The sequence below is a fragment of the Paraburkholderia kirstenboschensis genome (assembly GCF_032806925.1).
Lineage (GTDB): Bacteria > Pseudomonadota > Gammaproteobacteria > Burkholderiales > Burkholderiaceae > Paraburkholderia > Paraburkholderia kirstenboschensis.
In genome coordinates, this window is the sequence record NZ_CP136512.1 from 2,002,721 (window position 1) to 2,027,537 (window position 24,817).

The 24,817-nt window shown below is 62.8% G+C and carries 23 protein-coding genes and 1 pseudogene; 19 read left to right on the forward strand and 5 right to left on the reverse strand.

Annotated features, from left to right (window positions below):
• Nucleotides 1–519 precede the first annotated feature (519 nt).
• From RW095_RS17880 to RW095_RS17900, 5 genes and pseudogenes are all read left to right on the forward strand, one after another.
• The gene (locus RW095_RS17880) at nt 520–1,668 is read left to right on the forward strand and encodes an extracellular solute-binding protein (RefSeq protein WP_317017304.1); all 1,149 of its coding nucleotides are present in this window, start codon (nt 520–522) and stop codon (nt 1,666–1,668) included.
• Nucleotides 1,668–3,492: pseudogene (locus RW095_RS17885) on the forward strand (diguanylate cyclase domain-containing protein). Before RW095_RS17880 ends, RW095_RS17885 begins: the two are co-directional and overlap by 1 nt.
• 25 nt (nt 3,493–3,517) lie before the next feature.
• Nucleotides 3,518–3,784 (forward strand): hypothetical protein, encoded by a 267-nt coding sequence (locus RW095_RS17890; protein ID WP_317017306.1) that lies wholly within the window; start codon nt 3,518–3,520, stop codon nt 3,782–3,784.
• A 142-nt stretch (nt 3,785–3,926) separates the two neighbouring features.
• Complete coding sequence (phnN, locus tag RW095_RS17895; RefSeq protein WP_317017307.1) at nt 3,927–4,478, forward strand: phosphonate metabolism protein/1,5-bisphosphokinase (PRPP-forming) PhnN; 552 nt, start codon at nt 3,927–3,929, stop codon at nt 4,476–4,478.
• 96 nt (nt 4,479–4,574) lie between these two features.
• Nucleotides 4,575–5,765, forward strand: coding sequence for a M20 aminoacylase family protein (locus RW095_RS17900; protein ID WP_317017309.1), 1,191 nt, complete (start codon nt 4,575–4,577; stop codon nt 5,763–5,765).
• Nucleotides 5,766–5,825: 60 nt separating this feature from the next.
• Here RW095_RS17900 and RW095_RS17905 read toward each other — a convergent pair whose 3' ends face one another.
• Nucleotides 5,826–6,650, reverse strand: a complete 825-nt coding sequence (locus tag RW095_RS17905) for an IclR family transcriptional regulator (RefSeq protein ID WP_317017310.1) — start codon at nt 6,648–6,650, stop codon at nt 5,826–5,828.
• Between the two features lie 216 nt (nt 6,651–6,866).
• Here RW095_RS17905 and RW095_RS17910 point away from each other — a divergent pair, with 216 nt between their 5' ends.
• From RW095_RS17910 to RW095_RS17950, 9 genes are all read left to right on the forward strand, one after another.
• Nucleotides 6,867–7,571 (forward strand): FadR/GntR family transcriptional regulator, encoded by a 705-nt coding sequence (locus tag RW095_RS17910; protein WP_317017312.1) that lies wholly within the window; start codon nt 6,867–6,869, stop codon nt 7,569–7,571.
• 104 nt (nt 7,572–7,675) lie between these two features.
• Nucleotides 7,676–8,566, forward strand: coding sequence for an L-threonate dehydrogenase (gene ltnD, locus RW095_RS17915; RefSeq protein ID WP_128584324.1), 891 nt, complete (start codon nt 7,676–7,678; stop codon nt 8,564–8,566).
• Nucleotides 8,567–8,579: 13 nt separating this feature from the next.
• A complete protein-coding gene (otnK, locus tag RW095_RS17920) occupies nt 8,580–9,890 on the forward strand; it encodes a 3-oxo-tetronate kinase (RefSeq protein ID WP_317017313.1) in 1,311 nt (436 codons plus the stop codon).
• On the forward strand, nt 9,887–10,549 hold the full coding sequence (gene otnC / locus RW095_RS17925; RefSeq protein ID WP_128584325.1) for a 3-oxo-tetronate 4-phosphate decarboxylase: 663 nt from the start codon (nt 9,887–9,889) through the stop codon (nt 10,547–10,549). The genes otnK and otnC overlap by 4 nt, the downstream gene beginning before the upstream one ends.
• A 65-nt stretch (nt 10,550–10,614) precedes the next feature.
• Nucleotides 10,615–11,949, forward strand: a complete 1,335-nt coding sequence (locus tag RW095_RS17930; protein ID WP_128584326.1) for an MFS transporter — start codon at nt 10,615–10,617, stop codon at nt 11,947–11,949.
• 77 nt (nt 11,950–12,026) lie between these two features.
• Nucleotides 12,027–12,812, forward strand: coding sequence for a 2-oxo-tetronate isomerase (gene otnI / locus RW095_RS17935; protein ID WP_317017315.1), 786 nt, complete (start codon nt 12,027–12,029; stop codon nt 12,810–12,812).
• A gap of 27 nt (nt 12,813–12,839) precedes the next feature.
• Nucleotides 12,840–13,820, forward strand: a complete 981-nt coding sequence (gene denD / locus RW095_RS17940; RefSeq protein WP_317017317.1) for a D-erythronate dehydrogenase — start codon at nt 12,840–12,842, stop codon at nt 13,818–13,820.
• Nucleotides 13,821–14,178: 358 nt separating this feature from the next.
• Complete coding sequence (gene pcaF / locus RW095_RS17945) at nt 14,179–15,381, forward strand: 3-oxoadipyl-CoA thiolase (protein ID WP_317017318.1); 1,203 nt, start codon at nt 14,179–14,181, stop codon at nt 15,379–15,381.
• A gap of 237 nt (nt 15,382–15,618) precedes the next feature.
• Nucleotides 15,619–16,215 (forward strand): hypothetical protein, encoded by a 597-nt coding sequence (locus tag RW095_RS17950; RefSeq protein ID WP_317017320.1) that lies wholly within the window; start codon nt 15,619–15,621, stop codon nt 16,213–16,215.
• 126 nt (nt 16,216–16,341) lie between these two features.
• Here RW095_RS17950 and RW095_RS17955 read toward each other — a convergent pair whose 3' ends face one another.
• Nucleotides 16,342–16,719, reverse strand: coding sequence for a DUF2917 domain-containing protein (locus RW095_RS17955; protein ID WP_317017321.1), 378 nt, complete (start codon nt 16,717–16,719; stop codon nt 16,342–16,344).
• A gap of 503 nt (nt 16,720–17,222) precedes the next feature.
• Here RW095_RS17955 and RW095_RS17960 point away from each other — a divergent pair.
• Together RW095_RS17960 and RW095_RS17965 are read left to right on the forward strand one after the other, a co-directional pair.
• Nucleotides 17,223–18,296, forward strand: coding sequence for a hypothetical protein (locus RW095_RS17960; protein ID WP_317017323.1), 1,074 nt, complete (start codon nt 17,223–17,225; stop codon nt 18,294–18,296).
• A gap of 83 nt (nt 18,297–18,379) precedes the next feature.
• Nucleotides 18,380–18,736 (forward strand): hypothetical protein, encoded by a 357-nt coding sequence (locus RW095_RS17965; RefSeq protein ID WP_317017324.1) that lies wholly within the window; start codon nt 18,380–18,382, stop codon nt 18,734–18,736.
• 24 nt (nt 18,737–18,760) lie between these two features.
• Here RW095_RS17965 and RW095_RS17970 read toward each other — a convergent pair whose 3' ends face one another.
• Entirely contained in the window at nt 18,761–19,981 is a 1,221-nt protein-coding gene (locus RW095_RS17970) for a sensor histidine kinase (protein WP_317017326.1), read from the reverse strand.
• 102 nt (nt 19,982–20,083) lie between these two features.
• Nucleotides 20,084–20,980: a LysR family transcriptional regulator gene (locus tag RW095_RS17975; RefSeq protein WP_317017327.1), complete on the reverse strand. Its 897-nt coding sequence runs from the start codon at nt 20,978–20,980 to the stop codon at nt 20,084–20,086.
• A gap of 103 nt (nt 20,981–21,083) precedes the next feature.
• Here RW095_RS17975 and RW095_RS17980 point away from each other — a divergent pair, with 103 nt between their 5' ends.
• Nucleotides 21,084–21,959 carry an aldo/keto reductase family oxidoreductase gene (locus tag RW095_RS17980; protein ID WP_317017329.1) on the forward strand — a complete coding sequence of 292 codons (876 nt, stop codon included), beginning with the start codon at nt 21,084–21,086 and terminating at the stop codon, nt 21,957–21,959.
• Nucleotides 21,960–21,972: 13 nt separating this feature from the next.
• Here RW095_RS17980 and RW095_RS17985 read toward each other — a convergent pair whose 3' ends face one another.
• Entirely contained in the window at nt 21,973–22,881 is a 909-nt protein-coding gene (locus RW095_RS17985) for a LysR family transcriptional regulator (protein ID WP_317017330.1), read from the reverse strand.
• A gap of 75 nt (nt 22,882–22,956) precedes the next feature.
• On the opposite strand from RW095_RS17985, the gene RW095_RS17990 reads away from it, so the two are divergent.
• A complete protein-coding gene (locus tag RW095_RS17990) occupies nt 22,957–23,733 on the forward strand; it encodes an NAD(P)H-dependent oxidoreductase (protein ID WP_317017332.1) in 777 nt (258 codons plus the stop codon).
• A 184-nt stretch (nt 23,734–23,917) separates the two neighbouring features.
• Entirely contained in the window at nt 23,918–24,760 is an 843-nt protein-coding gene (locus tag RW095_RS17995; protein ID WP_317017333.1) for an alpha/beta hydrolase, read from the forward strand.
• Nucleotides 24,761–24,817 lie beyond the last annotated feature (57 nt).

Sequence of the window (24,817 nt, forward strand, 5' to 3'; positions counted from 1 at the left end):
GTTGAAGCTGCCGGCCGGGGCGGCCAGCAGCGCGCGCCAAGCTTATCAGTTCAAAAATATTGGGTAGTTAGTGAAATACCGGATGGCGCATGAGCGACGCCTTGAAAGTAGAGGCGCTCGGGGGAGCGCATGGTCGCGCGACAATGCGAGCCACATCGAATGTCCGGCTGTCGGCGGATGTCGTAATGACGAAGTAACCCGATCGTAATGCGAATCGTTAAATGATATTTAGCAATCACGTGTCCATTTAATTCGTCGAATTAATTAAAGAACGTTAAGCGCCTGCCGTTATCAGGAGATGAATGCCCGTCGTGTCCCGCCGAGGCTCAGTTATTTCTGCGCATTGGCGCGGTAATGAAACCAAAAACATATCGCTTGGCGCTATGATCGTTGCTCCTCGCGCTTTCCTGCAGCGCAAAGAGCAGTTCTGATCAGAGGAAACGTCTCCAGTATTGATTCGCGAGTCATTCACGCGGGCATCTGCTCGCCGGAACTGCCCTCCGCAAAACGGTGTTGCATATGCACATGATTTCGACGGCAGATGAAATGCGCTGTTTTACGCAGCACGGTCAGCGGCGAATTGCGGTTGGGACCACGCACGCGTCATTAGCCGGGCGCAGCGGTTGCGGCGTTCTCTTGCGACTCGTGGTGAGCGCGTTTCTCAGCTTCGGGCTGCTATCGGGCGCATCGGCCGAAGTCGCGAAAAAAGTCTTGCACGTGCTTGCGTGGCCCGGTTATGCCGATACCGACGTCGTGAAGAACTTCGAGTCGCGTTACGACGTAAAGGTGGAAGTGACGCTCGTGGATTCCGACGAAGCGTTATGGGCCCAACTGCACGCCAAAAACGCGCCGCGTTTCGACGTGCTCGCCGCGAACACCGCGGAAATCCAGCGCTATACGCGCGCCAATCTGCTGGCGCCGCTGGATCTGCAAAGCCTGCCCAATACCGGAAGACAACTGCCGCGCTTTCAGGCGCGCTCGGCGATTGAAGGGATGATGTCGGACGGCAAGGTCTATGCGATTCCGTTTACCTATTCGTCGATGGGCCTCATCTACGACCGCAAGCAGGTCGCGGTCGCGCCGCGCTCGATGCGCGAACTGTGGAACCCGCGATACCGCGGCAAGGTGCTCGACTTCAACAGTGCGCAGCACAATTTCTCGTTCACGGCGCTTGCATTGGGTTATCGCGATCCGTTCAATCTGAACGCAACGCAGATGCGCGCGATCGCTCACAAGCTCGTCGATCTGCGCCGCAATCTACTGACCTATTACACGCTGCCTGAAGAGGCGACAGCGTTTTTCATCCAGCATAACGTCGCGTTGATGTTCGGCAACTACGGCACCCAGCAACTGGAATTGCTGCGGCGCGCCGGCGCCGACGTGGGCTATGTTATTCCCGACGAAGGCGTGCTGGCCTGGCTCGATTGCTGGTCGATGACGCGTGCGGCCGCCGATCCGGCGCTCGCGCTCGCATGGATCAACTACATGCTCGAACCGGAGGTGAGCCGGTTACTGACACAGCGGCAAGGACTCGCGAACACATTGACCGATCCGGCCGCGCATAGCGACAACGCTCGCATCGTGTGGATCGGTCCGGTGGAGAACATTCAACGGCGCGAAGACCTGTGGGCCAGAATCGTCTCCGGTGACCGCTCGGAGCGCTTCTAATGATCCGTCCGGGCCTCACCTTCAAGCTGTCTATTCTGCTCGCCTGCATTGGCGTGCTGGCATCGGGCGCGACCGGTTATTACGCGTATCACGCGAACCGCGCGATGCTGGTAAAGGAAGCCGGCCACAGCTTGCTGACGTCGACGGAATTGCTGGGTCAGCGTTTTTCCGCGTCGATCGACGACGTCGGTGCCGACGCGCTCGTGCTCGCGAGCTTGCCCTCGTCGGCCCAGGTCGTGGCGACCGACGACGGAACCGCCGCGAGTGCGTCGCGCGAACGGCTCGCGCAGGTGTACTCGAGCTTCATGATCCATCACGCCGAATACCTGCAGATCCGGCTTATCAGCCGCGCGCATCACGGCCTTGAAATTATTCGCTTCGACCGCGACGCCGACGGACTGATGCGCGTGGACGGCGGCGACCTGCAGGAAAAAGCGCAGTTTCCGTATGTGTTTGAGCCGCTCGCATTTTCACCCGGACGCATCTACACGTCGCCGATTTCCGTCAATCACGAATACGGCGCGCATGCGGCGCAGGGCAAGGCGACGCTGCGGGTCGGCACGCCCGTCGCTAACCTGCAAGGCTCGGTGGTCGGTGTCGTCGTGATCGACATCAATATCGCCGATTTGCTCAAGCGCCTGCAAAGCGATTTGCCGAGCGATTATCAGGTCTATCTCGCCAACGAATGGGGCGACTTCCTGGTTCATCCCGATGCGTCGAAAACGTTCGGCTTCGATACGGGCCGCCGCGTGCTGATGCAGGATAGCTTCGCCGTCACCAAGCCGCTTTTCGAACAGAAGGAAAGCGAAGTGCTCGTGAACGGCCTCGCGCGTCCCCGTCAGGCCGAGGGGCAAGTGCTCGCCTTCGTGCGCAGGCCGTTCGGCGCGTCCGAGGGCAATCGCTTCATCGTGATCGGGCTTGGCAAGCCGCTCGAAGATGTGTTGTCGGGCGCGCAACTGCTGGGCGGCAGCATCATCCGCATGGTGTTGATCTCCAGCGCGCTGGCACTGCTTCTCGCGATTCTTTTTGCACGCGCGCTCACCAAGCCGTTGCATATCCTCGCCTATGCGGCCACGCATCTCTTCGCCGAACACGCAATGGAGACATTGCCCGTCAAACGCACGGACGAGATCGGCGTACTCGCGCGCTGTTTCGATCGCCTGCGCCGCGAGATCAGATCACAGATGGACGCGCTGCATGTGAAGCAGCGCGAACTCGTGCATCTCGCCACGCACGACGTGCTGACCGGGCTGCCGAACCGCATGCTGTTCATGGAAAAGCTCGAGCGTGCGATCGACGATGCGACGCGCCGCCGCGAAGGACTCGCGGTATTGTTCGTGGACCTCGACCGCTTCAAGCAGATCAACGACCAGTTTGGCCATTCGGTCGGCGACAAGGTGCTCGTTGCGGTGGCGCTGCGGCTCAAGCAAGTGCTGCATTCCGCGGACATCGTCGCGCGTCTTGGCGGCGACGAATTCATCGTGCTGATCGAGGGGCCGCGCTCGGCAGAAGCGGCGCCCGGCATCGCCTCACGCATCATGACCACGCTCAACGAAGAGATCGTGATGGACGGCCAGGGCATGACGGTGGGCGCGAGCATCGGCATCAGCCAGTTCCCCGACGACAGCGGCACGGCGGAGGAACTGCTGCTGAACGCTGACGCCGCGATGTACGCAGCGAAATCGGGAGGACGTTGACGCGTATTTGCGTTATCGCGACGTGCTCGAGGCGCGTCGGCGCCAGCAGGCGGAGCAGGCCGAAATCGTGCACGTGCAAGCCGGCGAAAGCGCAACCGAGGGGCATGAGGCTGAGCCCACGGCTTGACCGACATGCAAAATGCGGCGCGTTATTGCGACGCCGCTATCGCTCCGCGTGCGCCATCCTTTTGCAGCAACTGCAACGCGTGATGGAGCGCGGCTCTGAACGCGGGCTGCGCAGCCAGTTCTGCGGTGAATATTTCGCGCACGGAGAGCAGCGCATCCATCAGCGCCTGAGGATCGCCATCGGCCGATGCCGCGAGCGCCTTCAAGTTATCGGCGAGCGCGCGTTGCGACAGGCGATTTTCGTCGGCCAGATGGTGCCCGGCACACCGCTCTGGAGTCGCTGGGCCGCATAGCCGCGCGTAACCCCGTCTGGTTCGAACCGGACGAACTGGAGCGTGTGCCGCTGTCCACGTGAAAACGTCGCGCTAAGCGGGTCCCGCAAAGCTTCGCGTTATGGCAAAGTGTCCCGTTTCAATGCCACGAGGTGAGGGGCCAATGACAGGTCGCCTGGTCTATGTGATGGGGCCGTCCGGCGCGGGTAAGGACGCGTTGCTGAGTTTCGCTCGCAAGCGCCTTGCGGGCGAGCCGATTCTCTTCGCGCATCGTTACATCACGCGGCCAAGCGGCAACGGCGAAGAACATATCGCGCTCAGCGTCGAGGAATTCGCCGCGCGGTCGTTGCTGGGTCTCTTCGCGCTCGAATGGTCGAGTCATTCGCTGCGCTATGGCGTGGGTATCGAACTCGATGCATGGCTCGCGCGCGGTTGCACGGTTGTCGTGAATGGCTCACGCCAGTATCTGCATCATGCGCTTGCGCGCTATCCTCGTACCGAAGTCGTGCATGTGGACGCTGCGCCGCATATTCTTGAAGCGCGTCTCGGCGCGCGGGCGCGGGAATCGGCGGAGCAGGTAGCTGCGCGGCTCGCACGGCACGCGCCTTTCTCTTTGCCCGATGGCGTTCGCTGCAAGTCAATCGACAATTCAGGCGAACTGGAAGACGCGGGCCATGCGCTGATCGCATTCCTCGAGGCGAAAGCCGGGCTATAGTTCTCGCCTTCGCTGCATCAGCGGTGACCTGGCAACGTCTTACTGCAGCCTTGGCATCGGCTTTCATGTAGCTTCACATCACGGAGTCTCTTGCAAATGAGCGAAAGCGCGCGTTACACCGAAGTAGCCGATCTGATCCCCGCCGCCGAAAGCATGCGCGAAATTCGCCATCACATTCATCACCATCCCGAACTGGCCTACGAAGAGTTGCAAACCGGCGCGCTCGTCGCGGAGAAGCTCGAGCAATGGGGCTGGCAGGTGACGCGCGGTGTCGGTCAAACCGGCGTGGTCGGCACGCTCAAAGTAGGCGACGGCAAGCGCAGCATCGGCATTCGCGCCGACATGGACGCGCTGCCGATCATCGAGCAAACCGGCTTGCCTTATGCGAGCGGCACGCACGGCAAGATGCACGCATGCGGCCACGACGGCCACACGACGATCCTGCTCGGCGCCGCGCAACGCCTCGCGGCCACGCGCAATTTCTCGGGCACGGTGCACCTGTACTTTCAGCCGGCCGAAGAAAGCGGCATCGACAGCGGCGCGAAGAAAATGATCGAAGACGGCTTGTTCGAGCGTTTTCCGTGCGACGCCGTGTTCGGCCTGCACAATCATCCAGGCGCGGAGCCGGGCGTGCTGCTGTTTCGCAAGGGGCCGTTCATGTCTGCGGGCGACAAGGCGATCATCACGATAGAAGGCGTGGGCGGCCACGCGGCGCGCCCGCATCTGACAGTCGATCCGGTGGTGGTGGCGGCGAGCATCGTCATGGCGTTGCAGACGATCGTCGCGCGTAATGTCGATCCGTCGCAGCCTGCGGTCGTGACGGTCGGCTCGATGCATGCGGGCACAGCAAACAACGTGATCGCGAGTACGGCGAGACTCGAACTGAGCGTGCGTTCGTTCAGCCCTGAAGTCCGTGCGCTGCTGAAAAAGCGCATTACCGAACTCGCGCAGGCGCAGGCCGCGAGTTATGGCGGGAAGGCTGTCGTCGAATATATCGAGGGCTATCCGGTCGTCGTTAATTCGGATGACGAAACAGATTTCGCGGTAGAAGTGGCGCGCGAACTGGTAGGCGACGACAAAGTCGTTGCGCAGACCGACATACTGATGGGCAGCGAAGACTTCGCGTTCATGCTCCAGAAGCGGCCGGGCACGTTTCTACGTATCGGCAACGGAGTAGGCGAGGACGGCTGCATGGTGCACAACCCGCACTACGACTTCAACGACCGGAATCTGCCGGTTGGCGCGGCATTCTGGGCGCGGCTGGTGGAGCGGTATCTCAGCCGCTGAGCGCGATTGGGGGCGCGGGCCGCGGGCACTCGAACAGCCGCGAAAAATTGCCGCTGAATTTCAACCGCGCCTTGCCACCATCTCGGATACGGTTTGCGCAGCCTGCTGCAGCGGCTCGAGAAACGCCTTGACCATTTGCCTCGCCGAATTGCGTTGCGCGTTGCCGCTGATATTCATTGCCGCGATCACGCGCCCCTGCCGATTGCGGATTGGTGCCGACAGCGAAATCAAACCGCCTTCCAGTTCCTGATCGACAATCGCCCACCCTTGGCGGCGCACCTGCGCGATCAGTTTCTTCAGTTCTTCTTTGTCCGTTACCGTGCGCGGCGTGTGTGCATAAAGCGGCGAGGAATTCAGCGTGGCTTCGAGCGTCTCGTCGTCGAGTGCGGAGAGCAGCACGCGGCCCATCGACGTGCAATACGCCGGCAAGCGGCTGCCGATCGACAGGTTGATCGTCATGATCTTGTGAGTCGGCACGCGCAACACATAGACGATCTCCGTGCGGTCGAGCACGGCCGCCGAGCAGCTTTCGTGCACCTGTGCGGACAGTTCTTCCATGACTGGTTCGGCCAGATTCCAGAACGGCATCGAGGTCAGGTACGCGAACCCGAGGTCCAGAATTTTCGGCGTCAGGCGAAACAGGCGGCCCTCTGCTTCGACGTATCCGAGCGTCTGCAACGTCAACAGGATGCGCCGCGCGCCCGCACGCGTGAGGCCCGTCGCAGCGGCGACGTCGGTAAGCGTCTGTTCGGGACGCTTCGCGTCGAATGCGCGAATCACCGCGAGGCCGCGCGCAAACGACTGCACGTATGAGTCGCCCGGTTTGTCCGGGGCCGGTTCGGCTCTGGCGGAAACGTCGGAGGACGGCGGCGGGGCTTTGCTCATGGACCTGGAATGTGTGCGGAACGTGCGTTCGGAAGGCTCGGATACCGTTCGCGGCGACTGGATCGTCGCGACGGTGCGCAAAGGCGTGACGATAGCTTAAGCCTTCTGTTTCGCCAACATCACGGGCGCGCCAACAAAAAACCCAGGGTTTGCGTGGATGCAGCCCGCATCGAAAATTTGTATGATGACCCGGTGACATGACAATCGAGAGATTCGATGTTCGACAAGATTCCAGCCCGCGCATTGAGCGACACCGTCGCGCAGCAGCTTCTCAAGCAGATCGACAAGGGCACCTTCGCACGCGGCGGCAAGCTGCCGACCGAGGCAGTGCTCGCGCAGCAATTCGGCGTGAGCCGCACCGTGATCCGCGAGGCGATTTCGCGGCTGAAGAACGAAGGCGTGGTGGAGCCGCGCCAGGGCAGCGGCGTGTTCATCGCGGCGCACGGCGCGATCCGGCCGCTGCGTATCGACTACGCGGAAGCGGTCGAGCCGGGCTCGGTCGTGCAGATTCTCGCGTTGCGGCGAGCGATTGAAGCGGAAGTCGCATCCGAGGCCGCGATGCGTCGCACTGACACCGACATGGTGTCCATCGACGCCGCTCTGGCAAAGATCGACCAAGCCGTCGCCGAAGGCGAGGACGGCGTGACCGAAGACGTCGCGTTTCATCGCGCGATTGCGGGAGCAACCGGCAATCCGTATTTCCTCAAGACGTTGACGTTTCTGAACCAGTATCTCGAAGCCGGCACGGTTGTTACCCGTCGCAACGAGGCACTGCGCGAGGACTTCTCGCGTCAGGTGCGCGAAGAACACGCGGCCATTGCAGCCGCGATTCGTGCCGGCGATCCCATGGCCGCGCGCAACGCGGCGCAAACCCACATGTACAACGCGGCAAGGCGGCTCGCGGAAGCGGGCATTCGCTGATGCCGAGCCACGCCAGCGAGTGTCGCGAGTGTCGCGAGTACGGCGCACGCGGCGCACCCGGCGCAATCCGCACGAGCGCATAACAGATTCCATAGAGGTGCAGCATGTCCAGAAATGTCGGTGTCATCGGTCTTGGCGCAATGGGTTTGGGCGTCGCGCGTTCGCTGCTGCGTGCGGGCCTGCGGGTCCACGCGTGCGATCTGCGCAGCGAAGTCCTGCAGGCGTTCGTGAACGAAGGGGGCGTGGGTTGCGCGTCGCCCGCCGAACTCGGTGCGCAATGTGACGTGGTGATCACGCTGGTCGTGAATGCCGCGCAAACCGAGGCGGTGCTGTTCGGCGAACAAGGCGCAGTCGCGGCGATGAAGCCGGGCGGCGTCGTGATTGCGAGCGCGACGGTCGCGCCCGACTTCGCAATCGAACTTGGCAAGCGCATCGAGGCAGCAGGTTTGCAGATGCTCGATGCGCCAGTCTCGGGCGGGGCGGCGCGCGCCGCATCGGGCGAGATGACGATGATGACGTCCGGCCCCGCCGCCGCTTACGCGGCCTGCGAAGACGTGCTCGCCGCGATGGCGGGCAAGGTTTATCGCCTGGGCTCCGCACATGGCGCGGGATCGAAAGTCAAGATCATCAACCAGTTGCTGGCCGGCGTGCATATCGCCGTGGCGGCGGAGGCGATGGCGCTCGGCTTGCGCGAGGGCGTCGATCCGGACGCGCTATACGACGTGATCACGCACAGCGCCGGCAATTCCTGGATGTTCGAGAACCGCGTGCCGCACATACTCAACGGCGATTACACGCCGCTGTCGGCCGTCGATATTTTCGTCAAGGATCTCGGCCTCGTGCTCGATACTGCGCGCCGTTCGAAATTTCCGCTGCCGTTATCGGCGGCGGCGCATCAAATGTTCATGATGGCGTCCACAGCCGGTCACGGCGGCGAGGACGACTCCGCGGTCATCAAGATTTTCCCCGGCATCGACGTGCCGGCGGCAAAGTAAACAGGAGCGCGTCATGACGGCTACGACACAACGCGCGCTGCTCGGCTGTATCGCCGACGATTTCACCGGCGCAACCGACCTCGCCAACATGCTGGTGCGCGGCGGCATGCGCACGGTTCAAACCATCGGCGTGCCGGAGAACGAAGAAACGATCGAAGCCGACGCGCTCGTGGTCGCGCTGAAGTCGCGCACGATCCCCGCCGCCGACGCGGTCGCGCAATCGCTGGCCGCCCTCGACTGGTTGCGCGCCCAAGGGTGCCGCCAGTTCGTTTTCAAATACTGCTCGACCTTCGATTCGACCGACGCAGGCAACATCGGGCCGGTGACGGATGCGTTGCTGAACGCGCTATCCGCGCAAGATTCTGCCAGTGCTTTCACGATTGCCTGCCCCGCGTTCCCTGAGAACGGCCGCACGATTTTTCGCGGGCATCTCTTTGTCGGCGACACATTGCTCAACGAGTCGGGCATGGAGAACCATCCTCTCACGCCGATGCGCGACGCCAACCTCGTGCGCGTGTTGCAACGCCAGACGCAATCGAAAGTCGGGCTCGTGCGTTACGACGCGGTGGCCCAAGGCGTATCGGCAGTGCGCGAATCGTTCGACGCATTGCGCAACCAGGGCGTGCGCATGGCGATCGCCGACGCGGTCTCCGACGCCGACCTCTACGTGCTCGGCGAAGCCTGCGCCGATCTCACGCTGATCACGGGCGGCTCGGGCATTGCGTTGGGCTTGCCGGGCAACTTCCGTCGCGCGGGCCTGCTCGATTCACAAGCTGATGCCGCGCAACTGCCGCGCGTCGAAGGATTGTCGGCGGTGCTCGCCGGCAGCGCGTCGAAAGCGACCAATGCGCAAGTCGCCGCGTGGCGCGAAACACGGCCTGCGTTTCGCATTGATCCGCTTGCGGCTGCGCGAGGCGAAGCGGTTGTCGAACAGGCGCTGGCATTCGCGCAGACATATCTCGACAAAGCCGAGCCCATGCTCATCTACGCGACCGCCACGCCCGACGAAGTGAAAGCGGTGCAACGCGAACTCGGCGTGGATCGAGCAGGACATCTGGTCGAATCGACGTTGGCGTCGATTGCCCGCGGCTTGCATGAGCGCGGCGTGCGCAAGTTCGTCGTGGCGGGCGGCGAGACCTCGGGCGCGGTCGTGCAGGCGCTGAATGTCCGCACGCTGCGCATCGGCGCTCAGATCGATCCCGGCGTGCCGGCGACTGCAACCACGGGCGCGCAACCGCTGGCGCTGGCGCTGAAATCCGGCAACTTCGGCACGACCGATTTCTTCGAAAAAGCGCTGCGTCATCTGAACGGAGCCGCGCAATGAGCAACGCGCCCGCAGTCCACACCACGAACGAAGCGCATGTACGCGAGGAAATCTGCGTGACTGGCGCGAGTCTTTATCAGCGGGGCTATACGGTGGGCAGCGCCGGCAACATCAGCGCGCGGCTCGATGACGGCTGGCTGATCACGCCGACCGATGCCTGCCTCGGCCGGCTCGATCCGGCCGACATCGCCAAGGTCGACTTCGACGGCAATGCGGTGTCGGGCGGCAAGCCGTCGAAAACACTCGCGCTGCATCGGGGCATCTATGCGCGCAATGGCGAAGCGCGCGGCATCGTCCATACGCATTCGACGCATCTAGTCGCGTTGACACTAGCCGGCGTGTGGAGCGAGACCGACGTACTGCCGCCGATCACGCCGTACTACGTGATGAAAGTGGGCCACGTACCGCTGATTCGTTACCGTCGGCCCGGCGATCCGCAAGTAGCCGCGCAGATCGCCGCGCTCGCCGATAGCGTTCGCGCGGTGCTGCTCGACCGCCTCGGTCCGGTGGTCTGGGAGCGCTCCGTCGCGCATGCGTCGTATGCACTCGAAGAACTCGAAGAGACCGCGCGTTTGTGGCTCATGACAAATCCGCGTCCGGCGCCGCTCGACGAAGCGTCGCTCGAAGAACTGCGTAGCGTGTTCGGCGCGCGCTGGTAGCAACCGCTCACACGAATCAGATCGCCCAAGGCGACGCGTCACATTCCCATCTCAGGAGACATTGCATGAGTTCGTATCAGGCCGTATCCAGCCAGCCGATCGCGGCGGCCGTGGGTCATCCCGGTGCCGCGGAAGTCGAGCGCACATACAAGAAAGTGTTCTGGCGCATCGTGCCGTTTCTGATGCTCTGCTACGTGGTTGCGTATCTGGACCGCGTGAACGTGGGCTTCGCAAAGCTGCAAATGTCGCAAGACCTCGCGTTCAGCGAAACGGTATTCGGCCTCGGCGCAGGGGTGTTTTTTATCGGCTACTTCCTGTTTGAACTGCCGAGCAACATTCTGATGCACAAGCTCGGCGCGCGCATCTGGATCGCGCGGATCATGATTACCTGGGGCGTGATGTCAGCGTTATTCGTGTTCGTGAAGACGCCGACCCAGTTCTATATCTTGCGCTTTCTGCTTGGTCTTGCCGAAGCGGGTTTTTATCCGGGCGTGATTCTGTATCTGACTTACTGGTTTCCGTCGCATCGGCGTGCAAAGATCATTGCGGTGTTCATGTCTGCCATTCCGGTGTCGGGCATCTTTGGAAATCCGCTGTCCGGCTGGATCATGCAGGCGTTTCATCACAGCTCGGGTCTTCAGGGCTGGCAGTGGATGTTCCTGATCGAAGCAATTCCAGCGGTGGCGATCGGCATTGCCACGATCCTGTATCTCGACAACGGAATTGCGAGCGCAAAGTGGCTGAGCGAAAGCGAAAAGCGCCTGCTCAACGATGAAATCGCCGCATCGCAGCCGAAGGAAAAAGCAAACGCTCATTCGCTGCGCGCGGTGTTCCGCGATCCGCGCACGTGGTGGATGTCGCTAATCTACTTCGCGTTCGTCACCGGGCAATACGGCCTGACGTTCTGGATGCCGACGCTCGTCAAATCCACGGGCGTAAGCGGCGCATTCAACATCGGTCTCTTGAGCGCGATTCCGTTTGTCTGCGCGATCGTCGTGATGAATGTGATGGGGCATAGCGCGGACAAGCGCCGTGAGCGCCGCTGGCATCTGATCGTGCCGGCCTTGTTCGGCGCCGTGGGCTTCACGGTCGCGGCCTCGTTCGCGAGCAACACGGTGGTGTCCATCGCGTTTCTGTCGCTCGCCGCTGCCGGCGTGCTGACTTGCGCGCCGCTCTTCTGGTCGCTGCCGACGGCGTTCATGTCGGGCGCGACCGCGGCGGCCGGCATCGCGATCATCAACTCGATCGGTAATCTCGCGGGCTTCGCGAGTCCCTACATGATCGGCTATCTGAAGGATCTCACGCATAGCACGCAGACCGGCATGTATGTGCTGGCCGGCATGCTGGTGATCGGCGCGATTGCTACGTGGTTCACGCCGGCCAAACTGGTCAATCGCTAACAGTCCGCACGGCGCATACGTTGCTGCTCCAGCTTCGTTTGCCGCGCGCTGAACACAGCTTCAAAGGAGTTGCCGCCATGCCTCGCTTTGCCGCCAATCTGTCGATGATGTACAACGAGCACGCTTTTCTGGACCGTTTCGCCGCCGCGGGAAAAGACGGCTTTAAAGCGGTCGAGTTTCTGTTTCCCTACGATTTTCGCGCTGCGGAAATCAAGGCGCGGCTCGACGCCAACGGTCTGACACAAGCGCTCTTCAACGCGCCTCCGGGCGACTGGGCGAGCGGCGAGCGGGGCATCGCAACGCTGCCCGGACGTGAGGACGAGTTTCGCCGCAGCGTCGACACGGCTCTCGAGTACGCGCGCGTGATCGGCAATCGCAAGCTGCATGTGATGGCAGGCCTGATCGGCGCAGATCAGCCGCGCGAGCGGCATCGCGAGGTGTATCTGCAAAACCTCGCGTATGCCGCGAAGGCCGCGCAAGCCGAGGGCATCATGATTGTGATCGAGCCGATCAATACACGCGACATGCCAGGCTTTTTCCTGAACCGGCAGGACGAGGCGCAAGCTATTTGCGCGGAAGTCGGCGAGCCGAATCTGAAGGTGCAGTTCGACTGTTACCACTGTCAGATCGTGGAAGGCGATCTCGCAGTAAAGCTCAAGCGCGATCAGGCCGGCATCGGTCACATTCAGGTTGCAGGAGTACCCGAGCGACACGAGCCGGATACGGGCGAGATCAACTATCCGTATCTGTTCGACGTAATCGACTCACTCGGCTACGACGGCTACATCGGCTGCGAATACCGGCCGCGGGCCGCGACTTCGGCGGGGCTCGGCTGGCTCAAACCGTATCTGAACGCCGCCTGATCAATATAACGAGGACAGAAGCCAATCATGAAAGTACTGATAACCGGCGGCGCGGGATTTCTCGGCCAACGCCTCGCACGTGAACTGCTCTCGCGCGGTTCGTTGAAAGACGCGCAGGGCGCGCCGCAAGCCATCACCGAACTCGTCTTGCTCGACGTCGTGCAAGCGAACGATTTCGGCGACAGCCGCGTGCGGACCGAAGTGGGCGATATCGCGGAGCGCAGTGTGCTCGAGCGTGCGATCGACGGCAACACCGCGGCGATCTTTCACCTTGCAGCGGTGGTGAGCGGTCAGGCGGAAGCAGACTTCGATCTCGGCATGCGCATCAATCTCGATGCGTCGCGCTTGTTGCTCGACGTTTGCCGTCAACGCGGACACCGGCCGCGCGTGGTGTTCACGAGTTCCGTCGCGGTGTACGGCGGCGACTTGCCCGACATCGTGCAGAACGATACCGCGCTTAATCCGCAGTCGTCGTATGGCGCGCAAAAGGCGATCGCCGAATTGCTGCTCAACGACTATTCGCGGCGCGGTTTCGTCGACGGACGCGTGCTGCGGCTGCCCACGATCAGCGTGCGGCCCGGCAAGCCGAATGCGGCGGCGTCGTCGTTTGCGAGCGGCATTATCCGCGAGCCGCTGAACGGCGAAGAGGCTGTGTGCCCGGTCAACGGCTCAACGCGGCTGTGGCTGCTGTCGCCGCGTAAAGCGATCGAGTGCCTGATCGCCGGGCTCGAACTCGATGCCGCCGCGCTTGGCAACCAACGCGTGCTGAATCTGCCGGGCATCTCCGTGAGCGTCGACGAAATGGTCGCGGCGCTGCGCGAAGTGGCTGGCGACGAGGTCGCGAAGCGGATCGTCTGGCAGCCGGACTCGCGCATCGAAAAAATCGTCGGTAGCTGGCCGGGACGTTGGGACACGTCGCGCGCCGAACAACTGGGCCTGCGCGGCGAGCACACGTTCGCCGACGTGATCCGCGCCTATATCGCGGACGAGGGCGTGCAGCTCCGCTAAAACGTCCGCCAAGCCCCGCGTCGCGGCCTGGAGCAAGGCGGCGGCGCGGGCGCATCAATTGTCAGACACGTGCCTGGCGCGGCGGCCGCTTCTCACGTATTCCCTGATGACGGGCGGCGCGCGCTTGACAGCGTTTCCGCCACGCGCCTATTATCGAGCCTTGTTGTTCGATATATGACCGTATGTTCGTATAAAGAACAAAACGGCCGGCGACTCGAACGCATCGTTCACCATCCTGCGCTAAGCTGAATTCACGCGACGGCTGCCCGGCAGCCGCCCGCCCGATGCTCGACGCATCCGCCCGCGCCGCGTCCATGCTGACGGCGCGGCGCGCGCAGCACATCACTGGAGACATCACATGACCGAAGCATTCCTGTGCGACGCGATTCGCACCCCCATCGGCCGCTATGCGGGCTCGCTGTCGTCGGTTCGCGCGGACGATCTGGGCGCGGTGCCGCTGAAGGCGCTGATGGAGCGCAACAAGAACGTCGACTGGAGTGTCATCGACGACGTGATCTACGGCTGCGCGAACCAGGCTGGCGAAGACAACCGCAACGTGGCGCGCATGTCGCTGCTGCTGGCGGGGCTGCCTAAAGACGTGCCGGGCTCGACCGTCAACCGTCTTTGCGGCTCGGGCATGGACGCGATCGGCATCGCCGCGCGCGCAATCAAGTCCGGCGAGGCAGCGTTGATGGTGGCCGGCGGCGTCGAAAGCATGAGCCGGGCACCGTTCGTCATGGGCAAGGCGACGAGCGCGTTTTCGCGCCAGGCCGATATCTACGACACGACCATCGGCTGGCGTTTCGTCAATCCGTTGATGAAGCAGATGTACGGCGTCGACTCGATGCCCGAGACCGGCGAAAACGTTGCGACCGACTACAACATCAGCCGCGCCGATCAGGACGCCTTCGCACTTCGCAGCCAGCAGAAAGCCGCGCGCGCTCAGAAGGACGGCACGCTCGCGCAGGAAATCGTCGGCGTGACGATCGCGCAGAAGAAGGGCGATCCGGTCACCGTGTCGCAAGACGAGCATCCGCGTGAAACGAGCCTGGAGGCGCTTGCGAAACTGAAGGGCGTCGTGCGCCCGGACGGCACCGTGACCGCAGGCAACGCATCGGGCGTCAACGACGGCGCAGCGGCGCTGCTGCTGGCCAACGAAGAGACGGCAAAGCGCTTCGGCCTCACGCCGCGAGCCCGCGTGCTCGGCATCGCGACAGCGGGTGTCGCGCCGCGCGTAATGGGCATGGGCCCGGCGCCCGCCGCGCAAAAATTGATGGCGCGCCTGAACATGACCATCGATCAGTTCGACGTGATCGAGCTGAACGAGGCGTTTGCTTCGCAAGGTATTGCGGTGCTGCGCACGCTTGGCGTGGCCGACGACGACGCACGCGTGAACCCGAACGGCGGCGCAATCGCGCTGGGTCATCCGCTCGGCATGAGCGGCGCGCGCCTCGTGACGACCGCGATGTACCAACTGCACCGCACGCAGGGACGCTTTGCACTGTGCACGATGTGTATCGGCGTGGGACAGGGCATCGCAATCGCGATCGAACGCGTGTGATGGTTTAGCGCGCATGCAGCGCTTGGTGTTACCGAACAGCCTCTTTGCTACCGCGAAGAGGCTGTTTCTTTTTGCGTCGCGCGTTGGCAAGCGTTGTACCGGATCGCGATTGAAGCTTTTTGTAAGGCATGTACAATCGTTGCGCTACACCTTTAGTCAAGCGTCCTGAATATTTTTCCATTCGACATTATGCGAAATGGGCAACATGACACGGGCGATTCATCAAGGAGAGCGTAAATGAATGCAGCAACGATAGGAGCAGCATTGACGGCAGCGGTGCTCGCCGCGGCTCAGCCGGCGTGGGCGCAAGACCCGCTGGCGAGCGCCGCGCAAGGTGTTGTCAGTGCGGTGGAGCCGGTGCATATGAAGGCCACCATCGTGGGCATCGATCCTGGCAGCCGCTCGCTCACGCTGAAGGGAGCGAACGGCAACGTAGTGATCGTGCTCGTGGGCCAGCAAGTCGCCGGTTTCGAAAAACTCAAGGTGGGCGACCATGTGGATGCGCTCTATAAAAACGCGCTGCTGGTCAAGGCCGAGCGGGTGACGGGCAAAGGCAAGGGCATTCGTGAACGCGTCGATACGCAGGTCTACACACCGGCCTCGGGCGGGTTCGAATCGGCGCGTCAGGTCGAAGTGCTCGCTACCGTGCAAAAGATCGACCGCAAGCGGCGCCTCGTCACGTTGCGCGGCGCGTATCAGACGCAAACGCTCGAAGTCGGTCCGCAAGTCGACCTTGCAGACGTGAAGGTGGGCGACACGATTCACGCGGTATTCGTTTCGGCTGCGGCCGTGCAGATTACGCCGCAAGACGCGGCGCAAAACACGGCTCAATGAAGCGTATGTCGTTGCGCGGCGCGATGGCCTTGCGAGCCGTCGCGCCGTTGTTCTTTCAGGCTCGCGCTCTGCATGCAACGAGTTCGCGCGACATGCGCGGGGCCTGGCAATGCATGTCAACGCATGTCAACGCGGGCTGGGCGGCCCCAGCCTCAAACCGGCGAGCTGGCCGAGCCAGCGCGCGAGGACGCCGTTCGCGGGCAGCGCGGAGGTCAGCGAAACTTGCGCTGTGCGTTCGCCGTCAGTGCTGAGCCATATGCGTTCGCCGCGCTGCAGGCTGAATGTTTGACCCGGCGCGATCCAGTGATCGTACGGTGAACTGATGCGCGTCAGCCAGAGGCGCGCACCCTTCACGGTAAGCGTGCTGTTCGCCTGGACACGCCATGTCAGCGTCGCGCCTGGCGCGACCGGGAAATGCACCACCACCTTCGGTAGACACTCGTCCTGATAGTAAGCATAACGATATGCGTCGTCGTCCATGCACTGCGGGCTTGCCTGATCCATCTTGCTCTCCGTTATCGAGCCGGCCGACGGAGATGCCCAAAACAAAAGGCCCCTTCCGTTACCGGCGGGGCCTTGGGGTTTTGTTTTGCAGATTCAGACTGCTAACGCAAACATGCTCCCATAGGCCAGCCGATGATGGCTCGCTTCGGGTGGTTAATCGCTACGGCGATGGAGGTGTGCGTCAACATGAACTGAGTGTGCTGTTTTGCCGCATGCGTTGTCAACGGAAATCGGCCGCTATTTTCCGTAGCCAGACTGCAGCGTGTCGTCGCTCGGGCAGCCGTGCGGCACGATGCTTTCTCTGCGAAGCGAATTATGTCGGCATATGTCACGGCGTCTGCAAGATGCTCTCGAAGCCTTGCCCAGAAGGCTTCTTTCACGATGAAACAGCGTGACATATCTTGGCTGATGACTGTCGCGGAGCGTCCTCCTATAGTCCGTTCATCGCCACACAGCGCAGCAGCAGTCGCACGAAGTGGCCTGAATCCACGAAGGACATACCCGTGAAAACTCATTCGTTCGCAGTCCCGGCCAGCGGCATTTCATTTGCGGCCGCCACGTCTTCTTCTCCTTCCGCTCGCCGCACACTGCGCAAACTCGCGCTGACAGCGACAACGGCGATGTTCGCACTGGGCAGCGCGTCGGCATTCGCGTGGTCGCAGCACGGAACCGCTTACACCTCGCGCGGTGTCTATAACGAAGGCCACTACGGCTCGTGCGGCGGCGGCAGCTGCTCGCATGCAGGCGGTGTCGTCGGGCCTTATGGCGGCGCCGCGACGAACACCGGCACGGTCACTCGCAATTCGCCCGGACAGTTCTCCAATTCGGGCACCGCGACGGGCCGCTACGGAAACTCGGTGCAGCACGCCGGTGACACCAGTTGTGCTGGCGGCACGTGCTCGCATACGGGCGCGCTCACGGGACCTGATGGCAAGACGGCCACCACCTCCGGCGAAGTGACCAAGACGGGCGCGGGGCAGTACTCGTCGTCGGGATCGGTGACGCGCTCCAACGGCGATACGGTCGATCACTCGGCGTCGACCAGTTGCGCCGGTGCTTCATGCTCGCGTTCGGGAACGGTAACGGGATCGGATGGGGGCACGGTCGAGCATTCCGGCACGGCGACGCGTGTGGCGCCGGGAGTCGTGACGACGTCCACTAGCGTGACCGGCACGCACGGCAATACGGTGACATCGAGTGGAACCGTGGTGAGCACGGGTGTCGTCGCGACGGGCGGCACGACGGTCGTGGTCGCGCCGAAGCCTGTGGTGTACGTGCCGCCGCCGCCCGCGCCGGCTGTCGCAGTAGCGCCGCCGCCCGTGGTTTATGCGCCGCCGCCTGCGCCGGCTGTCGTCGTGACACCGAAGCCCGTGGTTTATGCACCGCCGCCGCCCCCGCCGACTGTCGTGATTACGCCCAAGCCTGTCGCTTATGTCGCGCCGCCCGTGGTCTATGCGCCGCCGCCGGTTGTCTACGTGGCGCCGCGCCGCGTCTATGTTGCGCCGGCGCCGCGCCCGGCGGTTTGGGTGCCGGGTCATTGGGTCGGCAATCTGTATGTGCCGGCGCACTGGGCATGATGAGCGACGCCATGTCATTCAGAATGCGCTTGACTCGAACCAGCCGAGCCAGTCGGCCGAGCCGCTTCAATGCCACACGAGCGATGCAGCCGCGCGGCGCGAAGTCGGACGAACAACGTGTTGCCGTGTCGCACCGGCGGCGCTTGCGAGCCTCGGATCCAACCACCGTTCGCAAGGCGCGCGTATGGGCGACGATCATCGTGGCGGCCGCACTGGTGATCGCCGTGCAGAGGTTCATGGCAAATCCGGAGTTGCCGCGTGAACTTCCTGAACTCGTTCCGTCGACGGATTGCCCCGCGCGCTACGCCGCCTTGCTCGATCTCGCAGAACTGGCGCGCCGCGACGGCACATCGTCAGAGGTTGTGACGCGCGGTTTGAACAATGGCGGCGGCGCAATGAGCGCATGCCCGCGCATGACCAGCAGCGGAGCGAGACGATAATCGGTCGGTTCGCCCCGTCTGCTGTTACGGCTGTTCCGCGAGCTTCAACGGAAAGCGGATCGTGAAGGTGGTGCCCATGCCTTCGCGAGACGCGAAGTCGATGTGCCCGTCGAGCACGCGGCACAGTTCCTTGACGATGGCGAGACCCAACCCGGTACCGGGGATTTCCTCGCCTGCGGCGCGTTCGAATTCGGCGAATACCCGGTCGGCATCGGCGGCCGGGATGCCCACGCCGGTGTCCGACACACGGATCGACCAGTGCTGCGGACCGGCCGTCAGGAAGTACAGCTCGACCTGGCCCGATTTGGTGTACTTGGTCGCATTGGAAAGCAGATTGACGGCGATCTGCTTGAGCTTCAGACGGTTTGACGTTACGGCAGGCAGCGCCGGATCGAACGCCGCGCGCAGCGTCAGTCCCTTCTCTTCGATGGACGGCCGCGACGACGCCACGAGCTCCTCGTAGAGTTCATGCAGGTCGACCTGTTCGAGCGTGAGCGGCGTGCCGTCGCCGAGGATCACCGAGTACTCGACCATCTGCTCGACAAGCGCCTTCATGTCCGCCGCTTGCCGGTTCGCTAGCTGCAACGCGGTGTCGGCCTTGGCGGGCACGCGAGCGATCAGTTGCAGCGCCATCGAGAACGAATTCAGAAAGTTACGCAGATCATGAACGACGCTGCGCGTGATGTACATGCGCGACTCGTACAAGTCGCTGACGAGCCGCTGTTTCAGCGTCAATTCGTAGTTTGCGCGCTCCAGCCGGCCGGTGTATTCGTCGATTTTGCGGTCGCGTTCGCTGACCACTTCCTTGATCGACGTGAGCGTGACCATGCTCAGCGCTTCTGCCACCAGGCGGCGCGCGCGCTTTTCGTGGCGGCGGGTGAGTGCGTTGTCGCGCGTGGCGTACTCGTCGAGCGCATCGGCGAGAACCTGGTGGAACAGATCCAGTTCGCGCACCAGTTCTTCTATCCGGTAGCCCTGGCGCCAGCGCACCATGCCGTGCTTGCGCGCATCGCGTTCGATCTCCGGTTCGAGGCGTTCCAGATCTTCAACTTCGAGCGCCGCGCACAGGCCGTCGAGAATTTCCGGAAGATGATCGGCGAGTTGCTGATACGTGAGCTTATCGGCCTCCACCAGATCGACGTCGCGAAAAACCGCATTCATCCATTGTTCGGTCAATCGAACCCGCTCGGCGCGAACGAATTCGGCGAAGTTGCGCAGCGGGCTAACGCGTGTGTCGTTCTTCATGGTGCGGTGGATCAGGTGTTGAGAATGCGCGTGCGCTCCGATGCGGCAGCCCATTATCACAGCAAATCGACCGCGCGACGTCGAATTTGCGGCCCTGTTCACTCAACCATTGCGATCCTTCAAAAAATCGACGAACGCGCGTAAGGGCGCGGGCAAGTGACGGTGGCCGGGATAGTAGAGAAAGGGCCCTGAGAAGCTTTGCCACCAGGGTTCGAGAATCGGCTCCAATGCGCCGCTGTCCAGGTGCGGCCTCAGCATGTCTTCGAACAGGTGAATCACGCCCACACCCGCGACCGCCGCGCTGATCACGAGGTCGAGCGCCGCGCCGGGCCGCACGAGCAATGGTCCCGACGGATTCAGTTGCACCACTTCGCCGTCGTGCTCGAAGAGCCATGTCGGCGTCGCGCCGCCGGCAAACTGGACGCGCAGGCAAGCATGCGTAAGGAGGTCGCGCGGATGCTGCGGGCGTCCGCGGAGCTGCAGATACTCCGGCGCGGCGGCGGTCGCGAAGCGTTCCACGCGTGGGCCGATCGGCACGGCGATCATGTCCTGCTCGAGTCGCTCGTCGTAACGGATGCCCGCGTCGCAGCCGATGGACAGCACGTCGACAAAGCCGTCCTCGACAACCACTTCCACCCGTATGTCCGGATAGGCTTTCAGAAACGGCGCTATCACACCAGGCAGCCCCATGCGCGCGGCGCTCGCCGGCACGTTGAGTTTGAGCGTGCCGCTCGGCCGGTCGCGAAACACGTTGAGCACGTCGAGCGCCGCTTCCATTTCGCTGAAGAGCGGCGTCAGCTTTTCCAGCAGACGCAGGCCCGCTTCGGTCGGCGCGACGCTGCGGGTCGTACGGTTCAGCAGGCGCAGACCGAGCTTCGTCTCGAGGCGGCGCACGGCAATGCTCAGACTCGACGCGGAAACGCCGCTTGTGCGCGCCGCGTCGCGAAAGCCGCCCGCGCGCGCCACTGAGATGAAAGCGGTCAGGTCGTTTAATTCCATGTCACTGTTCACTATATTGAACAACCCGTGCACGTTAGCCCGCTTTATTAAACGATGCAATCCCCGCCATACTGCGGCTCAACTACTCAGAAAGGAGAGCACCATGCCAAACCTCGATGTCACGAATACGTTTTCGCTCGGCGCGCGCCAAGTGCGGCGCATGGGCTACGGCGCCATGCAACTCGCTGGGCCCGGCGTGTTCGGGCCGCCGAAAGACCGCGACGCCGCCATCGCCGTGCTGCGTGAAGCGGCGGCTTGCGGCGTCAATCACATCGACACCAGCGATTTTTACGGCCCGCATATCACCAACCAGCTGATTCGCGAGGCACTGCATCCGTATGCCGACGATCTCGTGATCGTCACCAAGCTCGGCGCGGTGCGCAGCAGCGACGGCGGTTGGCTGCCGGCGCAGGAGCCGGAGGATCTCGAGCGCGGCGTACACGACAATCTGCGCAACCTCGGGCTCGACATGCTCGAAGTGGTAAACATGCGAATGATGGGCGACGTGCACGCGCCGAGCGAAGGATCGGTAGAAAAGCAGATCACCGCGCTCGCCGAAATTCAACAGCGCGGGCTGATCCGCCATATCGGGCTGAGCAACGCAACGCCGACGCAGATTGCCGAAGCACAGCGCATTGCAAAGATCGTCTGCGTGCAGAATCACTACAACCTGGTGCACCGCGCCGACGACGCGCTGATCGACGAACTGGCAACCAAGGGCATTGCTTATGTGCCGTTCTTTCCGCTGGGCGGCTTTACGCCGATCCAGTCGTCCGCGCTGACCGATATCGCGGGAACGATTGGCGCAACGCCGATGCAAGTGGCGCTCGCATGGCTGCTTCAGCGCGCGCCAAACATCCTGTTGATTCCGGGCACGTCGTCCGTCGGGCATTTGCGCGAGAACCTGCAGGCCGCGCAGCTCAAGCTAAGCGACGAAATCCTCGCGAAACTGGATGCAATTGGCCGTGCCAACGGTTAACCGCCACGGCGCTTCAAACAGAATCGGCAATATGCGCACGCAACCACTGATGCGCTGGATCCCGATGCGAACGTTCATGCCACAGCATCGCCATTTCATAGCCCGGCACCCCGACGGGCGGCTCGACCACGCGTAGCGCGGCGTTGTCGCGGACCAGCCGCGCGGGCACCATCGCCACGAGGTCGGTGTTGGCGAGCGCGGAGATCATGAACAGAAAGTGCGGAACGGAGAGCACGACGCGGCGCGAGAGGCCGGCTTGGGCGAGCGCTTCGTCGGTCGCGCCGGCAAAGCCGCCGCCGTCGGGGGATACGATCACGTGCTCGAACTTCGAGAATTGCGCAAGTGTCGGCCGCCGCTTCAGACGCGGATGACCGGCGCGGCCGGCAAGCACGTAGCGCTCGGCAAACAGCACTCGTCTACGCATGCCGGCAGGCGCTCCTTCGCTCGTATGAAAGCCCAGGTCGATCTCGCCGTGTTCGGCCTGTCTCGCGATGCGGGGCGGCGCCGCCTCGACAATGGCGAGCCGTGTGCCGGGCGCCGCCGCGCGCAGGCCCGGCAACGCCGGCAGGATGATGGTCGACTCCGCGTAGTCTGTCGCGGCAACGCGCCAGGTGTGCGCGGCCTGCGCCGGGTCGAAAGGACGCGCGGGCGCCACTGCTTGCTCCAATGCCTCAAGCGCTTGCCGCAACGGCTCGCGCAGCGCCTCGGCGCGGGCCGTCGCGCGCATGCCGCGCGGGCCGGGCAGCAGCAGCGGATCGCCCAGCACGTCGCGAAGCTTGGCCAGGTGCACGCTCACGGAAGGTTGCGAGAAATTGAGCCGCTCAGCCGCGCGCGTCACGTTCAGCTCAGCCAGCAAAACGTCGAGCGTGACGAGGAGGTTCAGGTCCAGCTTGCGGAGATTATTCACGGTAATACCTGTCATATCAGCAATTCATTTCCAATATACCGTGGCGGCGCCTATCGTGTGTTCTTCCAGACATGAAAGAGGCAACCGCAAATGAACGTTCTGATTGTTTATGCTCATCCAGAACCACGGTCGTTGAATGGATCGCTGAAGGAGTTCTCCGTCAAGCGCCTGCGCGACGCGGGGCACGCGGTTCAGGGTTCCGATCTGTATGCGATGAACTGGAAGGCGGCACTCGATGCAGGCGATAGCCTCGCTCCCGCAACCGGCGATCGCTTCGATCCTTCGCGCGCGTCGAAATATGCGTTCGAAAACGGACTGCAAAGTGCGGACATAGCAGCGGAGCAGGCAAAGCTCAAATGGGCGGACGCGGTCATTCTGCAGTTCCCGCTGTGGTGGTTCTCGATGCCCGCAATCATGAAGGGATGGGTAGAGCGCGTCTACGCATACGGCTTTGCATACGGCGTGGGCGAACACTCGGACGCGCGCTGGGGCGACCGCTACGGCGAGGGCACATTCGCAGGAAAACGCGCCATGCTGGTGGTCACGACGGGCGGATGGGAATCGCACTATAGTCCGCGCGGCATCAACGGTCCAATCGACGACGTGTTGTTCCCGATCCAGCACGGCATACTCTATTACCCCGGTTTCGATGTACTGCCGCCCTTCGTGGTGTATCGCACGAGCCGCATCGACGAAGAGAAATATGCCGAAGCGCGCGACGCGCTCGGCGAACGTCTCGACAATCTCTGGAACACGGCGCCCATACCTTTCCGTGCGCAGAACGGCGGCGATTATCGGGTTCCCGAGCTTACGTTAAAGGACGACATCGCACCCGGCCGCGCGGGCCTGGGTGTCCACATCAAATAGTTGCACGGCCACGCGTGTTCGGAAGCATGCGCCGCGCATCGCGTGAGACGAATCGTAGGGTTTGCTGAAATTTGGCTGTAAGTCGCCGTTGCTAGAGTCGTCGCTGGATATTGCCGCCCCGTATGGCCTACGCCGTTGGTATGCCCGCTGGGTTCCCGGACACGTGGAAAGGGAGAGCGACAACATGAGTAAGGCACGTCTTTGCTGGCTGGTCGCGATGATGCTTGTCGCCGCTCCCGCATGGGCCTTCCAGTCCCGTGTCGTGACCATTCCGAGCGCGGCCATGCACAAGTCTCTGGAAGCGACAGTCGTGCTGCCCGACCGCTATGCGCGCGGCAACGCGGCTGACCGTTTTCCGGTCGTCTATCTGCTGCACGGCTCGGGCGGCGACTATACCAACTGGACCGCGAATTCGCCCATCGGCAAACTCGCCGACCGCTACCACGTAATACTCGTGATGCCCGATGGCGGCCGCGAAAGCTGGTACATCGATAGTCCGGTCGACTCGCGCAGCCGTTACACGACTTATGTAGGCACCGAGGTCGTTGCGTACATCGACATGCATTTCCGCACCATTGCAACGAAAGAAGGGCGCGCGATCACCGGCTTGAGCATGGGCGGGTTCGGCGCGCTTCATATCGCGCTGGATCGGCCTGATGAATTCGGGGCCGCGGGAAGCATGAGCGGCGCGGTCGATCCGCGCGGTTGCGAGGATGAACCGGGCATCGACCAGGTGTTCGGCGATCCCGAGGGGCATGCGGACTTCTGGAACGACGAGCCTATCGTCGAGCATGCGCGCAGCTTTGCGAGCGCGCATATTGCGCTCATGATCGACTGCGGAATGAACGATTCACTCGTGCAGTCGAACCGGATGCTGCATGCGCGGCTTATCGAACTGGGCGTGCCGCATCATTATGCGGAGCGGCCGGGCGGCCACACGTGGAAGTACTGGGCCAACGCGGTGCAATATCAGGTGCAGTTCTTTGCAGCTAGCTTCAGGCGCAACGGTGGCAACGCGATAGCCTGACGCGCTGCTTCATGCCCCCGTTTGCTTTGCTTCGGTTTTGCTTCGTTACCCGAATTA

What these genes read in the sequence shown, in the direction of transcription:
- RW095_RS17900 (WP_317017309.1), top strand. Translation starts at nt 4,575, where the DNA reads ATGAGCGAAAGCGCGCGTTACACCGAAGTAGCCGATCTGATCCCCGCC.
- RW095_RS17980 (WP_317017329.1), top strand. Translation starts at nt 21,084, where the DNA reads ATGCCAAACCTCGATGTCACGAATACGTTTTCGCTCGGCGCGCGCCAA.
- phnN (WP_317017307.1), top strand. Translation starts at nt 3,927, where the DNA reads ATGACAGGTCGCCTGGTCTATGTGATGGGGCCGTCCGGCGCGGGTAAG.
- RW095_RS17910 (WP_317017312.1), top strand. Translation starts at nt 6,867, where the DNA reads ATGTTCGACAAGATTCCAGCCCGCGCATTGAGCGACACCGTCGCGCAG.
- RW095_RS17985 (WP_317017330.1), bottom strand. Translation starts at nt 22,881, where the DNA reads ATGACAGGTATTACCGTGAATAATCTCCGCAAGCTGGACCTGAACCTC.
- RW095_RS17930 (WP_128584326.1), top strand. Translation starts at nt 10,615, where the DNA reads ATGAGTTCGTATCAGGCCGTATCCAGCCAGCCGATCGCGGCGGCCGTG.
- ltnD (WP_128584324.1), top strand. Translation starts at nt 7,676, where the DNA reads ATGTCCAGAAATGTCGGTGTCATCGGTCTTGGCGCAATGGGTTTGGGC.
- otnC (WP_128584325.1), top strand. Translation starts at nt 9,887, where the DNA reads ATGAGCAACGCGCCCGCAGTCCACACCACGAACGAAGCGCATGTACGC.
- RW095_RS17990 (WP_317017332.1), top strand. Translation starts at nt 22,957, where the DNA reads ATGAACGTTCTGATTGTTTATGCTCATCCAGAACCACGGTCGTTGAAT.
- RW095_RS17880 (WP_317017304.1), top strand. Translation starts at nt 520, where the DNA reads ATGCACATGATTTCGACGGCAGATGAAATGCGCTGTTTTACGCAGCAC.
- RW095_RS17970 (WP_317017326.1), bottom strand. Translation starts at nt 19,981, where the DNA reads ATGAAGAACGACACACGCGTTAGCCCGCTGCGCAACTTCGCCGAATTC.
- RW095_RS17905 (WP_317017310.1), bottom strand. Translation starts at nt 6,650, where the DNA reads ATGAGCAAAGCCCCGCCGCCGTCCTCCGACGTTTCCGCCAGAGCCGAA.
- RW095_RS17975 (WP_317017327.1), bottom strand. Translation starts at nt 20,980, where the DNA reads ATGGAATTAAACGACCTGACCGCTTTCATCTCAGTGGCGCGCGCGGGC.
- otnI (WP_317017315.1), top strand. Translation starts at nt 12,027, where the DNA reads ATGCCTCGCTTTGCCGCCAATCTGTCGATGATGTACAACGAGCACGCT.
- denD (WP_317017317.1), top strand. Translation starts at nt 12,840, where the DNA reads ATGAAAGTACTGATAACCGGCGGCGCGGGATTTCTCGGCCAACGCCTC.
- RW095_RS17995 (WP_317017333.1), top strand. Translation starts at nt 23,918, where the DNA reads ATGAGTAAGGCACGTCTTTGCTGGCTGGTCGCGATGATGCTTGTCGCC.
- RW095_RS17950 (WP_317017320.1), top strand. Translation starts at nt 15,619, where the DNA reads ATGAATGCAGCAACGATAGGAGCAGCATTGACGGCAGCGGTGCTCGCC.
- RW095_RS17955 (WP_317017321.1), bottom strand. Translation starts at nt 16,719, where the DNA reads ATGGATCAGGCAAGCCCGCAGTGCATGGACGACGACGCATATCGTTAT.
- otnK (WP_317017313.1), top strand. Translation starts at nt 8,580, where the DNA reads ATGACGGCTACGACACAACGCGCGCTGCTCGGCTGTATCGCCGACGAT.
- RW095_RS17965 (WP_317017324.1), top strand. Translation starts at nt 18,380, where the DNA reads ATGCAGCCGCGCGGCGCGAAGTCGGACGAACAACGTGTTGCCGTGTCG.
- pcaF (WP_317017318.1), top strand. Translation starts at nt 14,179, where the DNA reads ATGACCGAAGCATTCCTGTGCGACGCGATTCGCACCCCCATCGGCCGC.